At 46.7% G+C, this 16,450-nt stretch carries 11 protein-coding genes and 1 pseudogene; 1 reads left to right on the top strand and 11 read right to left on the bottom strand.

From position 1 onward, the window contains the following. Positions 1-264: 264 nt before the first annotated feature. The 8 genes from N0M98_RS30190 to N0M98_RS30155 all read right to left on the bottom strand — a co-directional run bounded on the left by N0M98_RS30190 (position 265) and on the right by N0M98_RS30155 (position 8,004). Positions 265-1,962: an alpha/beta fold hydrolase gene (locus N0M98_RS30190; protein WP_259620097.1), complete on the bottom strand. Its 1,698-nt coding sequence runs from the start codon at positions 1,960-1,962 to the stop codon at positions 265-267. Positions 1,963-2,121: 159 nt separating this feature from the next. Then, positions 2,122-2,694: a YdcF family protein gene (locus N0M98_RS30185; RefSeq protein ID WP_259620096.1), complete on the bottom strand. Its 573-nt coding sequence runs from the start codon at positions 2,692-2,694 to the stop codon at positions 2,122-2,124. A gap of 27 nt (positions 2,695-2,721) precedes the next feature. After that, the gene (locus N0M98_RS30180) at positions 2,722-3,330 is read right to left on the bottom strand and encodes a zinc dependent phospholipase C family protein (RefSeq protein ID WP_259620095.1); all 609 of its coding nucleotides are present in this window, start codon (positions 3,328-3,330) and stop codon (positions 2,722-2,724) included. Positions 3,331-3,498: 168 nt separating this feature from the next. Beyond that, the gene (locus N0M98_RS30175) at positions 3,499-3,807 is read right to left on the bottom strand and encodes a hypothetical protein (RefSeq protein ID WP_259620094.1); all 309 of its coding nucleotides are present in this window, start codon (positions 3,805-3,807) and stop codon (positions 3,499-3,501) included. Positions 3,808-3,828: 21 nt separating this feature from the next. Beyond that, positions 3,829-4,299 (bottom strand): hypothetical protein, encoded by a 471-nt coding sequence (locus N0M98_RS30170; protein WP_259620093.1) that lies wholly within the window; start codon positions 4,297-4,299, stop codon positions 3,829-3,831. 140 nt (positions 4,300-4,439) lie between these two features. After that, entirely contained in the window at positions 4,440-5,570 is a 1,131-nt protein-coding gene (locus tag N0M98_RS30165; RefSeq protein WP_259620092.1) for an IS4 family transposase, read from the bottom strand. Positions 5,571-6,633: 1,063 nt separating this feature from the next. Then, positions 6,634-7,383: a hypothetical protein gene (locus N0M98_RS30160; RefSeq protein WP_259620091.1), complete on the bottom strand. Its 750-nt coding sequence runs from the start codon at positions 7,381-7,383 to the stop codon at positions 6,634-6,636. Between the two features lie 117 nt (positions 7,384-7,500). Continuing rightward, positions 7,501-8,004, bottom strand: a complete 504-nt coding sequence (locus tag N0M98_RS30155) for a DUF3238 domain-containing protein (protein ID WP_259620090.1) — start codon at positions 8,002-8,004, stop codon at positions 7,501-7,503. Positions 8,005-8,658: 654 nt separating this feature from the next. On the opposite strand from N0M98_RS30155, the pseudogene N0M98_RS30150 reads away from it, so the two are divergent. Beyond that, positions 8,659-9,700: pseudogene (locus N0M98_RS30150) on the top strand (IS630 family transposase). Between the two features lie 32 nt (positions 9,701-9,732). Here the strand turns inward: N0M98_RS30150 and N0M98_RS30145 are convergent. The 3 genes from N0M98_RS30145 to N0M98_RS30135 are packed head-to-tail and all read right to left on the bottom strand — an operon-like array spanning position 9,733 to position 16,262. Next, on the bottom strand, positions 9,733-10,278 hold the full coding sequence (locus N0M98_RS30145) for a hypothetical protein (protein ID WP_259620089.1): 546 nt from the start codon (positions 10,276-10,278) through the stop codon (positions 9,733-9,735). Positions 10,279-10,285: 7 nt separating this feature from the next. Continuing rightward, the gene (locus N0M98_RS30140) at positions 10,286-15,793 is read right to left on the bottom strand and encodes an RHS repeat-associated core domain-containing protein (protein WP_259620088.1); all 5,508 of its coding nucleotides are present in this window, start codon (positions 15,791-15,793) and stop codon (positions 10,286-10,288) included. Between the two features lies 1 nt (position 15,794). Then, complete coding sequence (locus N0M98_RS30135; protein ID WP_259620087.1) at positions 15,795-16,262, bottom strand: hypothetical protein; 468 nt, start codon at positions 16,260-16,262, stop codon at positions 15,795-15,797. Between the last annotated feature and the right edge of the window lie 188 nt (positions 16,263-16,450).

Genomic DNA, 16,450 nt, shown 5'->3' with positions numbered 1-16,450 from the left:
CGGCTTGTCATACGCAGGGTGAAGCCGTGAGAAAAAGGCAGAACGTTAACGAGATTAACTCGTTATACGTTCTGCCTTTTTCATTGGATACGGCCGTTTTTGAAGCCGGCCTTGGAGCCGGATGTTACGATTGGAACCTATGAAGCGGAGCACATTCTTGCATTAAGGCCGCCGCTGCGGCCGTTCCAGCTCCATCTTGACGGCTCCCGGCCGCTTCCGCTTTATGAGCCCATACTTGCAGAGCGTTCTCGCCCGGCATATCCCTTACGCCCGCCCGTTCCAAGCCTCGGTTATAAAATCGACGATCGGCTGCGGCTGCTCCAGGCTGTGCGGATGATGCCCTCCGCCGGGCTTGACGATCAGCGTCGTCTTGCCTCCGAGCTCCAACATCCTGTACGCCATCAGCGCCGCGTTCTCTTCCAGCGGCACTTCGACGTCTTGGTCGCCCGAGATGAGCAAAATCGGGATGCCCGCTTCCGCTATCGGCCGGAGGCGATCCAGCGGATTGCCGTCAAACTGCGGAGCGGTTTGCTCCGTCAGGCCGTAGACGGCCAGGCAATCCTCCCATTCGGCCGCCGAGCCGGGGCCTTGGCCCAATCCGCCGGGCCAGCTGCGGATGTCCAGCACCGGCGCGTCCAGATAGAGCGCCAGCACCCGCTCGGGATGCGCGGCGGCATAATGGACCGCGTACAGCCCGCCGCGGCTGAACCCGAACAGCGCCGCCTGCGGCGCCAGCGCGAACCGCTCCCGCACCTGCTCGCGGAAGCGCTCCATCCGCTCGACGGCTCCCGGACAGCCGTACATATGGCTGAGGCGGCAGTATGCGATATGCCAGCCCTGCGCGAGCAGCGCCCTGTCGGCGTAATCGAAGGCGCCGAAAAACTCCGTCCGCCAGATCCACGGGCGGCCGGCGGCCGGAACATGCGGAGCGATCACAATCGCTTCCCGCCCATGGACCGTGAAATCGGTCCGCGGGTAACCGTTCCACTCCGACACCTTCGTATCGGTCATGCGATGGTACTCCGCAGCCAGCGCCACGATCCGCCGCTGCAGCTCCTCGCCCTGCTTCATCGCCTCGGCCAGCGGCAGAGCGTCGGCGGCCTTATTCGGATTCGTATGACCGACATGCTCCTTCCAGGCCGCCCCCAGCAGACGATGCCGCCGCAACGTGAGCGCGAACCATTCGGGCAGCTCAGCATCCGCAAGCAGCGCATGCTCCGGCATGCGTTCCAGCGTAATGTTGAACATTCTGCCGAGCAGCGTCTTCACGATCACCCAATGACCGCGCGGGTTCGGATGAATGCCGTCGCCGGACGAATACTCCGGATCTTGCTCCCTCATCTTCTTCATATCCCGGAGCAGCGGATCGCGGATGTTCACGACCGCATCGGCCTCCTCCCCCAGCGACAAGCACCATTCGGCATACCGCTTCAGCACGTCGTCGTAGGAAGCGTACGGCTGCTTCCAGCTGTACGACGGCAGGTGTTGCGGCATCTCCCCCTCATCCGATGAACCGCTTACAACTTCGCCCCGTACGGACCGGACATCGAACGGAGGCGGCGTCATCACAATCGCCTGCGCCCCGCTTCCGCGAATTTGCGCGATCAACCGGCTCATCCCGTCCTTGTAAGCGGCAAACCGTTCCTCCGAGAACGGATGATAGATGCCGTCGTTCATCCCGTAGCATACGACGACCCAATCAGGCCGGCTTGCCTGAAGCGCCGCTTCGAGCCGCTCATGCACGCAAGGCCGCGGAAACGGATGATCCGGTTCGCTCAGACCCGAAGCCGTCTCGCTGCTGACGCCAAGATTGATTAACCGCATATCCCAGTCCGGAATATGCTCGGAGAAATAGGCGTGCATCAAGGCGATATACCGCCCGTTATCGGTGATACTGTCCCCTAAGAAAGCGACGGTTAAAGAACGCGGAACGTCCGCATTCCGTTGAAACATGGTCCCCATTCGGTATCCTCCCCTAGATGGCTTTTCCCGTATTATATCATGTTTAACGTGAACAATAACTGTTCTTGAAGCGCGGCAGCAAGCTGCCTCCCGTATGGGATTTTGCACGCAAGCCGCTTGCCGGATGGATGGAGCTGCGGATAAGCACCGATCTTTTCGCTAAACTTCATCCCTATGCGAGCTCGCCCAGTTCTGGATTTTACGTCCAAAGTAGGCGCCGATCTTCTCCACTTCCTTCAGGGTGCGGCGTATCCCTTCCTCAGACAGAAACCAGTTGTCCCTGCCGATTCCCAAGGAGTCTCTGACAGGCGCGATAAAAAACTCCGTTTCTTGCGGAAACGCCGTTTGGTAAGTTAACAGCGCCCGCCGGGAGTGCCATGACTTGCAGACCATAATCACTTTTCCGTGGCGGATTCCCGCTTGCCGCAGCACCTCCAGCGAATAACGCGCATTCTGAAACGTATTCTGCGCCCGATCCTCTTTTAGAATAGCCGCTTCCGGCACCCCGTGCGCCATGCCGACATCCCGCAGAAACTCCCATTCCGTCGTTTCCAAACGCGGGTTCGCTCCACCCGAAGGCAAAATATACTGCGCTAAACCCTGCCTACACAAGGCCGCGGCTTTTTCCATCGATTGGGGATAGCTTCCTCCGGGAACTACAATCACATCGGCCGGGGCCAACCCCGTCTCGACGAAAATAAAATCGGTTATGCAATCGTATGGGGATGGCATCGCTTAAACACTCCTTTTTCACATTCGCTATGGCAGGTTCGGTTTTACATATAATAGTCCTTTATCTACGGATGTCTCGATATAGCCGATGATTTGATCCCATGTAAAAACATTCAGGTTTTCATGAATGGCTTCCTTATCGTACTCCATATCGCCCAATACATAAGGAATTAATTGCGCCACATCCGCAGCCTTCACCTCTTGCAAATCCGGGACGGCAGGAAGATTTCCTAACATGGTTCTCAGTTCATCCGTACAGCCGTAGTATTCCAGCAGTTTTCCATTCAGCAATCGAAAATCGTTATGATACAAACCATATAAGTCCGGATTCGCCTCCATTCTGTTCTTCAACCACGGAAGATTAAATCCTCTCAGCCATAAATCATCAGCGATTAAATGTGTATAATAGCCGAGAATATACAAGTCCTTTTTCTGCCGGCCGTATTGCTCCAGAAATCCTGCATAGTCGATGCTTCTGGAATAGTCCCGCAGCTCGCCTCGAAAGAAATGAGACAGCTCCTTGGGCGAGACCGCGTCGGGAGCAATCCCTCCGAGCAAAAATAACGGTTTATCTGCTATCGACAAATAGTCTGCTATTTTATTAGCGATGATCAGATGCATGATTCTTGACCCCACAGTGTCTCATCTCCTTTTTGCATTAGACTTTATGACATTATTCCATATAATTGAAATAAAACCAATGAATTAAAGATGATAAGTAACTGATATGATTGGATGATTGATTGGAATCGAAGTAAAAAAAACACAACACGAGGTTAGTCGCATTGTGGTAATGGTAATACGTTATTTTAAACCCGCTATAATATTTATACCTTCGAGAATACAGTTATACAATGAATGGAGATTTTTTGTTTGTTTTTCATAGATAGGATTCAACCACTCATATTCTTGTACTATAATTATTTTGAAACTCCCCTCATCAAGACAAAACTCTGGGTACCAGCCGACATCTAGTATGTAACCATTCGGATAACGAACTTGAAGAATATCTTGCTTAAACGACCATATCTGCTCTTCATACGATCTAGTCGGGTCAAAATCAAGGTCATTTACGACAACTATACCGCCATTAAAGTCAATGTTACTAAACATCTATTTCCCCTGCTTTTTATTTTAACTAGTTTCGTCCTGTTCGAATACACCATTCATATCCAAATCATACTTACTGAAAATATAGATCAAATCATCCAATACCCTTACTTCGTGAAATGCACATTCATGTTGGAATGCATCGATATTTTGGGGTTCTACATGAGCATAAAAATCACCGAGAACTGTAGAATCGGGTACGCAAAGGAATACTCCTCTCCGGATTGAAGCTGTTTCGACAAGCAAATCTTGTAATTCCGTAAATGACGCTGCAATGAATCCTTCTTTCTGAATTTTAGACGTAAAGTTATAAACTAACTGGCGTGGCTCTTTCTTTCCTGTCGGATGATAATCTCCGAAATACTTTGGAACAATATCCAGATCACTTAACAACCAAACGATATTTTGCTGATGATAAGTAAGCAATCGCACAATACCTAGTATTTCATCGCTATTGTCATTAGGACAGTTGGATTCTATTGTGTAGAAGTTCATTCCCATCCCCCTTCAAAAACTAAATCGCTCCTCTAACATAAATTTTGTTTGTACCAATATTTTACAAATACAAGAACAATCATTTGATATTATTAAGTGTACTGTATATGTTTAGAAGAATATAATACCAGGCCTGTTGATTAACCAGAATATGTAACTAAGATCGATCCGTAATCCACAATGAGACGATGTAAGCGAATCATCCCTTCTACGGGTAGTCGATCCAGAAGAAGCAGGCGAGCAAATCGAACAAACGAAAGATTAGCATGACGAGGGAATCCTTGTTTTGTCCCATCAAATAGCCATTTGAGCAGCACAAAGACGATCAGCGCAGAGAACAATTGGCCATAGACGGCGTTTTCGGTCGTACCAAATAACGTTGGAATGTTTAGATGTTGCTTGATCCAACGAAAAAACACCTCTATTTGCCAACGAGCTTTATAGATCAGGGCGATTTGTTCAGTTGTAATGCCCAGCAAATCGGTCACGACGCGAATTTCTCTACCCTCAAAATCACGAAAGATGACAACACGGTGACGATGCTTAGAACGACACTGAGGGGTTCCCAACTGGCAAGTGATATCCCGAATGACCGGAGAATCTGTAGTGACTTGACGCCGAAGTGCATAGGGTTTTTCAAAATGAACATGGTCACGAAGCCGGATGACAAAGGATTGTCCATCTTGTTTATAGCGGTCCAGGCGCTCCAGTTTGCCGTAAGCCTGGTCCATGACCATAATAAAGTCGGGGTTTTCCAAGGATTCGCATACAGGGCCATCGTGCCTTGCGCCTATCGTTTCCGTAACGCCAAGCGGTTGTCCGTTCTGCGCCCGCAATGCAACATGCAGTTTAACCGCAGCCCGCTCTCCGTGGTAGGGGGCCCAGGGCAAGCGAGTTTTCCCAACCGTCATCGTCGTAGAGTCAATGAGGAGCAATTCTTTTGGAAAGGCCAGCTTTCGCCGAGTTTCGCGATTACATTTGCGGACAAGCAGGTGAAATAGCTCTTTAAATACAGCAAACGGCACATCAGCTGCTTTTCCGGAAAAACACGAATAGTGAACTTGAGACAGACCGTTACAAGCAGCATGATCTGCGCCGAAACGATACCCGGACCATTCTTCACTGGCTGCGGCAACCCAATAGTGAAGCAACTGATAAACGGTGAATTTTCGCGCCTTATCCACATAACCAATCGCTTTAACGATGGATTCGACTTCTTCGGGTGTAAGGACAGTTTGAAGAATCGGGAGAATCATGTTAGACTTTTTCATGGAGTCGTCACCTTCCGGTCTGTTTGTAGGGGTACAAACATTTTACCGGGTTGACGGCTCTTTTTCTACCATTTAGTGGTTAATCAACAGGTCTGCTATTTGATGAAACATATCGGTAATAATCACCAATCTTATAATATTGAGGTCTATTTCCAGTTGGGTCAGTAAAGATGAGTGGGTTATTTTGAACATACGTATAAAGATTCAAACTCAGCGGATTCGTTATATCCCCTTCATACGTATCCTGGAATATAAAGCTGTTTCCAAAGATAATAAAAGGCGATGCAGTTACTCACTACATCGCCCGTTTAACCAATATTATACAGCTACTTCCCTTTTCGGGACAATCAAAACATATTCCGTCTTGTTCTTCATCATCTTGAAATTAACTCATACAGATTTTGTCTGTCAATCATATTTTCGGATTTTGTCTGTATGTTATTAGCGCCGAATAATTCCTTCAGCAAAAACAAAAGCCATCACAGAAGTTTTATCTGTTATGGCTTTCTGCATGATTGTAGCCTGTATCGTCATATCAGACCTTCATCTCAATCTTGTAACTTAATAGGGCGGAGGCATCGCTACATGGCTTGTGGCGCATTTCTGGGCATCTCCTGTTGTCTTGGATTTGGTTCAAGTACAGAGCGGCGCAAAACCGCACAAGAAGCGTCTACTGATGTTCAAGTATACATACAGTATTACAATAGCAAACAATTCCTTAGCCTACTCCTGCTTTTCCTACTGATTAAAATTTCAATTTCATAAGCCTGTCGCGCTGTATCTGTTGTTGCTGCCAATGGTCAAGAAATTTAGGATTTTGATATAAATTACGCCCCCCTTGCAGACAGCTTCTAGCTCCACTCCTAGCCTGCTTACACTATCCAATCATAAGATGCTTCAAAGCAATTTGGAAGCCATAGAGCCATATATTAATGCGTCTAGCATAGCCAAGAGCATTGGCATATTAGGTAACCGCCGCGCAAACATGTTGAGCGGTCTTTTATATTTAACAAATGGGATAAATAAAACCACAGGCTTTGTTGGCTACCTGTGGTTAAACTTGCTACTTACTTTTATAGCGTACGAATCCTATTATTACAAAAACAAGACCAAGAATAAAAGAACCTGTCGGATAAAATAATGGAAAAAATATTGAAGGAAGTGTATAAGCAATGTCAGATTTATATCCTATCCAGGATACTGACTCCGAGGAAGTTAGAATCAATTTTACTCCTAGTAAATGGTCCCCTCTCTCTGAATAGGTAAACACCTCTTCAGAAACGCTCTTATCTTCGTTCACATATAATATCCTCCATTTTTGAGATGAAACGTTCCTCACTTTTTGATTATCTACTAAATTTTGAACAATTGCCATTTGTTCAGTATCACTTTTATGGTCTTTAATTATCAATATATTGAGCCAAGACAAATAATCGCTATCTTTTTGTATATTCTGTGGCAACCAAGCTTCTGTTGGAAAGGATGCTTCTGTTCCATTAACTTTAATTGTGACTCGCATGATGTGTTTGGTTTGTTTATCATATGCACTTTTAGGAGCATCAACGCCAGTATCCCTCGTTAATACTTCAATAGAGTTTCCTCTCCACTTTATGGGAGAAGCAAGATCATAGGAAGTTTGCGTTGCTATTTGATTACGCATATTTCTTATGTCAATTACTTCTTCAAGTTCATATCTTGAATTTATGTAATGATCTAAAACCATTTCTTGAATAATTAAAAACAACGGACGAACTGAAACAATGATTAAAATTATGCCAAAAATTATAAATACGATTCCTTTTTTCAGAAACAATCCAATGTTCACATCCTAACTTTGGAAAATCTGAAAGGCTAGTAGCCTACCTAGCTTTTCAATAAAATACTGGCTTGGCTATTTCTATTTTTGATAAGTGATGTTATTTGTGTAAGTTCAAGGATTTCCTGGAGCAGGTATAGCCCCGAGTGGATATAGCGTGTTGAAACTCCCGCCGTTTATGCTAGCATACCCCTCATATGATGGAAACTTATCAGTTGTAACTGAAACTGAAATATTGCTTTTATTTGTTATTTTCATACTTGCCGAATAATCTAGTGAAGGTGCACCTAATGAAAGTTCATTACTAGCTGATGTGACCGCATTAATCATCGTAAAATTGCTATTACCACTTGTATTGAGATTCGATGTAAAATACATGCCGCCATTACTATCACGTGTTGATGCATTTTTATCAAAAATAGGAAGTACACTATGAGTTCGTTCTCTTAACGTAACATAATTGAATCCAACTACAGAATTGTAATCCAAATTTACAACACCATACTGCAATGTTTTAACATTAAGGTCATTTGCACCAAATTGTCTATCGACTCCATTTCCTAGATACGTATTGCCCCACGGATCAGTGCCTTGGTCTACAGGTAAGAACGTATCCATGACTTAGAATAGCATAGTTTGCACCAGTGCTGGCGACACTTCGTAAATAATTCGCAGTAGCATGAATTTGTGCTTGCATTGCCGAATCACCTGCCGCTGCTTCCCAAGCACTGGTAATGAATTTTAATTGAACGTAAACAAACGAATTGTAATTCTCATCACCATCTTGCATATGACCCGTTGGGTCATTATACCGCAATGGATTATTACTCACATACGTATACAAATTCAAACTCAACGGATTCGTAATATCCCCTTCATACGTATCCTCTCTATTAAAGCGCTCAAATAAAAAAAGCGGCAACCAGTAATTCCAGTTACCACCAATTATATCATCCAGCCTGCTTCATTTGCACCGCTTTCAGAAGCATCTGTACTTCTTCCACTTTTCTTCCAATCAAAAGCGAATGTCTAAGCTATGAATCGGGCAGCGGACAAAATCTGTTCGTCTGAATTGATAAGATAGAGGAAGATTACGCCGCGTACACTGATTGAGCGATTTTCCGTGTTGTAATGGCGTGGCGAACATAAACAACCACAACGCGAGGGTTAGTCGCATTGTGGTCTATATAAGTTGAACTAAAGTCACTTGGAAGGAATTTCTGGCTGTTCCCGTCGAATAGTAGAGACCATTCTACTGGAGGGGTGATGAAAATGAAAACTGTTGACGAGCAATTGCAAGACGTGGAACAAAGGCTTAAGCATGAGAAAAGCAGAAGAATGTTCGAGCGCTACCAAACCGTTCGTCTCCATCTTCTCGGCCACGACAATGCCGCGATGGCCATAAGCATAGGCAGAAAGGAAAGTACGGTCGATACGTATTTGCGTCAGTATTGTTAGCAAGGTCTGGATGGATTACAGATGAAATTTTCTCCTGGTCCTCCAGAACAATTAAGTAAAGAGCAACAACAGCAACTGAAGAAAACCATCTGTGATCATGTTCCGCATGATGTCGGCTTTACAGCAAAGTTTAAGTGGACACTTCAACTCATTGGAGACTACATCAGTCGCGAATTTAGAAAGAGTTACTCGATCCGAGGCGTCTCCAAACTGATGCATCGCATGGATTTAAGCTACACGAAACCTACCTACACCTTGGCGGCGGCTGACGAAGAAAAGCAAAGATTGTTTGTCGAAACTACCTTCCCAAGGTTAAAAAAATTACGAGAACGGCGAAATTGATCATTTATTGTTTGAAGATGAGAGTATGATTCGCGACTACCAAGCACTTCAGAAAACATGGTTTGCCAAAGGAAAGCAACGAATTATCAAGACAACTGGCAAGCATCGCGGCGTCAAACTACTGGCGACACTGGATTACGCAGAAGGCAAAATCGTCTGGAAAGAAGACGAGCAGTACAACGCGGAATCCTTCTTGGCGTTTCTCGAACTAGTTTTAGCTGCCTATTCAACCGGGAAGATCGTAATGGTATTGGACAATGCTCGAATTCATCACGCGAAGTTACTTTCAGGTTTCCTTCAAGAAAACAAGAATCGTCTTGAACTGGTGTTCCTACCGCCTTATAGTCCAGAACTCAATCTTGTTGAAGGGCTTTGGAAATGGCTGAAAGCAGATGTCAACAACAACGTCTTTTACCATACAACAGCTGAAATCCGAATCAATGTCCAAGCTTTCATGGATCGAATTATGAAAGAGCCATTGAAGATCATTGATCGCCTATGCATACGAATGTAGATGAGCATCATTGGTTCAACTTATATAGAAGACTATTTTTTTTTCCAAAAAAATAGTTTATATCGATGTGCTGGTATAAAATCTTTCTGATATTCAACCAAAAACGAGGTTCTTTTTGATTCCTTTCTGTATATTCTGACATCATGCTTCCAAAATTGATCTGGATTCCATTGTGTGGACATCACAATATTTTTAGGGAAATTATGGAATAAATCCACAAAACAAAAGACTGTGTCAATTTTCTTTTCCCTCAATAATTGTAGTAGCTCTTCAATCATTTTCTTCACTATCGGTTGATATTTCACTACTTCATCATAATTTTCCGACAAATGAGATAATCCTTTTACCGCCTCAAATTCATTTTTTATATATTCACTCACTTCTTCATCTTTCGTAGCATTAACTAGACTTTTCTTAAGATGATCAAGTCCTTCTCCTAAAGATTCATTTAAATACATATCTATGTGACTATAAATTGGTAAAAAGTCAACTTCTCTAAGTTTAAATCTTGTAATAATAAATATATTTGAAAGTATATACATAAACTGAACACATTCTGCATTGTTTATATTAACCACCCTCATATCATTTAATTATTACGTTAACTGGCCAATTATTTTTAAGAGCAATTTGAAGTCTGTGGTGTCCGTCAATTATTACTCCCTGCCTGCTAACTATTATAGGATTATCAAAATACTCCAGTGCATTTTGCGAACGCCTTTTATAATCAGGTAATTTGCTTAACTCGTTTAAATCCCTACTAGGTGTAATTGTATTGGGGTTCACGTTCATTTGTATTTCCCCTGTTCTAGCATTTGAATTAAAAGGAACGCCTCTAGCTTCGACTACCTCTTCAGATTTTGAAAACCAGCTTTTTACTGTCCCCCACGAGCTTCCTGATTTTGCAGCTACAGCAGCTCCACCTACTACGGAACCAGTGGTTGTTCCCATAGTTGCAACATCCGCTCCACCCGCTGCTGCTGATACGAGCGTAGGACAAGAAACAATGCATGAAGCAATTACACCGACAGCTCCTACTTCGGTTGCATAATCCTCCCGAACCCCCTTTTCAGTGAATTCGAAGTGATAATATCCTTTAAAAACACCATCCTCATACATTGCTTCGCCATCATGGTCGATATCATAGCTTTCGGTTGAACTACTACTACTACACCCTTTATCATGTACGTTATTTCCATCTGCCGAAATACACCAATGGCCAGTCGGGTCCACATTCGTCAAGGGATTATTATGCACATACGTATACAAATTCAAACTCAACGGATTCGTAATATCCCCTTCATACGTATCCTTATTAATAAACCGCCCTACACTTGGATCATAATACCGGGCCCGCAAATAGTAAAGTCCTGTTTCGGCATCGAGCTGTTCTCCGGCGTATTTAAACGTATTCTGGATCTCTTCTTTACTTTTGGATGCATCGATATTGCCCCACTCGTCATACTGGTAGGCATTTTTCACATTCCCCGCCGCGTCGACGATTTGAACGACGTCCCCATGACCGTTATACAAATAGTAATAGGGGGTGAGTCCGCTTGATCCCTTCTCCTGCTTCACCAGCAGCCGGTCTCCCCAGACGTAGCTCGCCGTTACTTGGTTCGAGGCGTTCGCTTCGGCGATTACTTGTCCGCTTGCATTATACACATACCGGGTCGCTGCCTGACCGTTGTCTTTCTTCAGCCGCAGGCCATTGGCATCATACTGGAAGCTGGCGCTGCCGCCTTGGTTGGCCGAAACCAACTGGTCGAATTTGTCATAGCTATAGCTGGCATCGGTAAAGACCGCTACGCCCGTGCCGCTCTCCAGCCGTTTCCGATTGCCTCGCACATCATACTCATACGTATCCACTGCATTATTCGGATGAACGGTCCGCTTTAACCGGTTAAGTCCATCGTACTCATACCGGGTTGTCCCGGTTGCATCGGTGACGCTCTCCACATTTCCGTTTTTGTCGTAGCTGTATTCGTACTGGGAGAGGGTCGCACCGCTTTTGGTGTTGGTGACTTTGGTGACGCGTCCGAGCTTATCGTACGTATACGCGGCTTTGACCTGTCCGCCGGGATACACGATGCTCTGCAGCCTGCCCATGGCATCGTAGCTGTATTGTGCATATTGATTGACATTGGTGGAAAACGGATCGCTAGCACTGCCGTTCACCTGCACTTTGGACAACCGCGTTTTTTCATATTGGTACTGCGTCGTGAAATCGCCCGGGTCCTTCAGCTTGATCAGCTTTCCTTGCGAATCGTACGTATACCGTTGGCTCTGCGTGATTCCATCGTAGCTGTTGGCGATTTCGGCGACTTGTCCTAACCCCCCGTACTGGTAGGTCGTCGTTCGCGCCTCGGTCGCTCCCGCCCATTCGGCCACCTTCAACGGTCCGTAGGGGACTTCGTTGTAGGTGCTGGTATACTTCTGACTCCCGGTCTGCCTTGCGGTCTGGCGGTTCCACTGGTCATACGCATAGCTAAATACGTTCCCGCTGGGATCCTTATGCGATTGCAGCAGCCCCAAGTTGTTATATCCGCTGGTTTCCGTCTCATTTCCTGCATTCGTATGACGGATGGACAATCCGCGTTCATCATAGGCTTTCGTCGTCGTATAGGAGGTGCTGCTGTCGCCTTGCTTCATTTGCAGGAGCGCCCCTAGTTTGGAGTACTGGTATTCGCTTGTCTGATTCAGCGGATCGACGATTTTGGCGAGACGGTTCATTTTATCGTAAGCATACGTCGTCGTGTACCCTTTCGGATCGGTTTGGCTCACCGTGTTGCCGTCCCAGTCATAGGCGAAGGAGCTGGCTATTTCCGCGGTCCACTCCGGATAATTCGGATAAACCGACGTCTTGGTCACCCGGCCCCAGGTATCCACCTGCTGTACGGTGTAGTTCTCGGTAGCAGATCCGCTCTGCCTATAGCTCGTCTGTTTCCGCCCAAGCAGGTCATATTCCGATACGTAGGCTACCCCGAATGGATCCACGACTTTTGTCACGCGGCCCCAGGGCTCGTATTCGATGGTGCTGGCATCTGCTGAAGCACCGACGGTGTATACAGGTCTGCCGACGGCATCAAAATGGTTTTGCTGCATCGCAATCCAAGCGTTCGCCGCTGAATTCCATGCTGTTTGCAGCAGCAGATTGCCGAAGCCGTCATAATAATTTTCTGTCTGGTTATATTCTTTGGCGATCGGCTGATTATTTTCCTTATACGCCACTTTCGTCAACGTCGAGATTTTCATCGTCTTTCGTCCCGTGTTAGTACCGTCAAAGAGAGAGGACGTTTGGTTCGGCGTGTAGGTCGTTTTGGTTTCCGCCTCATACTGCGTATTGTTATTCCCGGTATACGGCGGCATGTGAACGGAAACGGTGCGTCCCAAGGCGTCGTATTCATAGCTGGTCTTTCTGCCGCTGTCATCGGTCATCGCGGTGACGTTGCCCGTTAACAGATCGTATTCTTGGGTGGTTTTGGTGCTGACCCACTGGTTATTCTCATTGGTATAATAGGTGCGAACGACGGTCGGGAAGGCGTTTTTGTACGTATTGCTGTACTCCGTCTCGGTCCGGGCGGTTTTCCCGTTCTCCAGGCTTTGCGTGACGATGGCTTTGGTCACCTTGCCTTCGCCGTTGAGCTCGTAATCATAGGTGACGATATCTCCCATCGCATTGGTCGTTTGCTTGAGCCGGCCCGCTTTGCCCCCTTGATTGGAAGCGTAGTATTCGGACCGTTCGGTTACCTTGATTTGGTCAGTTTGCTGATGCTCCGTCTGGGTTGGGAAATAATACGTGCTGTCGTACGTATAGGTCGTGGTGTACGCTTTTTTTGTGGCCTCATTGGCCAATTCGGTACTGGTCATCGGCTTGGTGGTACTGCTCAGCCCGCCCCAAGTGTTATAGGTGTTGTTCACATACAGCGTATTATATTGAAATTGCTCTTTGCCGTATTCGGTGATTTGAAGCCGGGTCGGTTTTGTTTTGAAATCTTTACTGTACTCCGCGTAGGCAACCTCTTTCTCTTCGCCCTTCGCATTGCGGGTTTGGGTCTTCATTAGCGATTGATTCGCGGCGTATACAAAGGTTTGCGTAACCCCGGTTTGATCGGTTACCGACGTTTTATAATTGCTGCTCCCGTTGGCGTAATCCAAATAATAGCCATAGCTTTTGTTGTTTTTCTGCGTTCGGTTATATACTTTCAATTCATACAGACGAGGACCGGAGCTGTATAACGTATCCGATTTGGTGATCTGCAGCTTCACATAGCGCCCCGTCGCTTGGAATCCGCTGCTCGTTTCGATGTCCGGCGACCCGTGCTGGGTCTGGGCTAGAGTCGTCCATGGGTTATTATTATCGTTAGATGTGGAAATTGTATAATGTACGCCATAATTATTAGGGGCCCATTGCATCTCTACTTCGTTGAAGGGTTGCACTGAACCCAGATCCACTGTTATCGAGATGTTCGTATCATTATATTCCGGCTCCCAGTAATACTCGTTCATATCGTATCCGTCTACCGCCCGCGATCCCTCAAACCGTTCCCAACCCTCATCATAATATTCGATGTGTGCGGAAGAGGTAGTAACGGGCTTTTGGTAAGCCAGGTTCACGCTCGCCGTCAAGGAAGGGTTGTTATTCGAGCTGGTCCGATCTTGATCGTAGCGATGGGTCACTCGGAAGGCATCGAAGCTGCCGGTTCCTAATTTTCTGCTCGTGCTGGCATACTCATAAAACGATACGCTGTGCGGATAGATCACTTTTTGCAGCAGCTGGGAATATAGCGTGGCGCTCGGTCCGAACATGTTGTAGGCAAATTTTTGCGGACTTTTTTGGTACTCATAAATGGTCTCGGTTTGTTCCGCTGTGCCTTGGGCATAGGTGACTTTCCATAAATAGGGCTCATTCCTGCCGTCGACCTGATCCCGCATCTTGGTATATGTAATGACGATTTGTTTCGATGAGTCCGGTTGGGTCACCTTCAGCGTGATATTATCCCCATTAAACGGTGAGCTGTTGATCGCATTGTCATACGTAAACTTTACCTTGCGGCCGATGGAGTCGATAATTTCATCGATAAACGGGTAATCTGTTCCATTAATCTGCCTGGTGATATAGGTGAATTTGATCTCATTGCCAAACCGGTCCTTAATCCCGAGCAATCGTCCGTCCGTGGCAAAGAAGGATTTTCGCTGATCTGATGCGGTAAAAGCAAATTGAGATGAGTTCTGCCCGTTGGAATACGTAGTATCAGTGCCAAACTTCACATCTTTATCGTCATAGCCTTCCAATCCGCTGCCCGGGCTTCCGGTGTAGCGAAAGCTGGCACCATTGCCGTCATGATAATGGGTGTAATGATCCTGGGTCGATCCGTGTTCGAGATCGATAACTTGTACGTAAGGAAAACCGAAGGACCAGCCGGCACCCAGGTCGTAGCGTGAACGCAGATCGTTGGTATTCTTCGCCCGCGTCACCCAGCTTAAATACTCGGTATAGTATTTGTAGGGCAACGTATAGTCTTTGCTTCCGATCGTCGTCGTGGCCCCGCTCGACATATAGATACTGCAGTGGGTATAGGCATAGTTCCGGGCGTTCGCGCTGGCATACGCCTCACATTTGCTTACGGCTTCCGCCCGTTCTTTGTACAGCTGGCCATCCAGTAGAACGCCTTGAACCCCGTCCGAATAGGTGCCTATAAAAGCCCATACATAATACAGCCGCTTCGCATAATACGGGGAGGACGTGTTGTCGCTATGAATCAAGGCGGACTCCGCTTCTCCCATTTGAGCTTGAGCCGATTGATAGATACGGCTAATGTTGAGATCCAGACCGTCCCGTCCGGGGAGTACCAGATCGGTCTGCTTGTACGTCAAGGAACCGCTTTGGGCATCTACGGACTCCGTCATATTTTGGCGGTCGGCCACATAGGGCTTGTTGCTTTCATTGATCGCCTTGGTAATATCGATCCCGTTCAAGTCGTTGTTGAATTGGACATAATCGGTCTCGGCCCAAGCGGGAGAATGAGCCAAGGAACCGAAGATCAGAACGCTCAGAAGAAAGGTGCGGATTCGTTTGAATATGGCTATCATCTTACTGTCCTCCGATGTCTTTGGTCTTCGACGGATCTTTCATGTTGGCAAAAAACTGCTTCATGGAGGAATCCGACTTCGCAGCCCCTTGGGCTTGTTCGATCGCGTGAACGATCTCATCGGTAAGATGCAGCTGACGTACGTCTTCTTCGGTCAAATCATATAGGTGACGAAGCTCGTCGGAGACGGTCCCGTAGAAGATATTTTCCTCGTAGATCGTATCGATGGCATGGGCTTGATCCTGTTTGTACCGCTCGATCGCTTCCTTCATGGAGGGCACCAAGCGGGCGTCGTAGACGGTAAGCAGCGATAGTTGATCTTGTATTTCGATGGATTCTTTAGCCAGCTCGGCGGCCGCATCCGGATGCTTGGTCTTCAGCCGTTCCACTTCCGGTCCGTATCGCCGCGTCCGAAGCTCGGTTTCGAGTTGTGTCCATTCTTTCTTCGTCTCTTTTTTTTGCAGCAGCAAACTTCGAGGATCGACGCCCAATTGTTACTGCTAACGTATAATGTCCGACAGTTGACGGCGTAAGTTGTCCTGCTGGTGACGGTCAATCTGTCCGCGTGAGATACAAAAGGAAGGGAGAATTATGACAATTCTCCCTGGATGACGCGCTTCACCATATGATCGTCGATGATCCGATGTTTGTTCTGTGC

It is taken from the genome of Paenibacillus doosanensis (genome assembly GCF_025060755.1).
Taxonomy (GTDB): Bacteria; Bacillota; Bacilli; order Paenibacillales; family NBRC-103111; genus Paenibacillus_S; species Paenibacillus_S doosanensis.
This window is presented reverse-complemented; position numbering and strand designations above follow the sequence as displayed.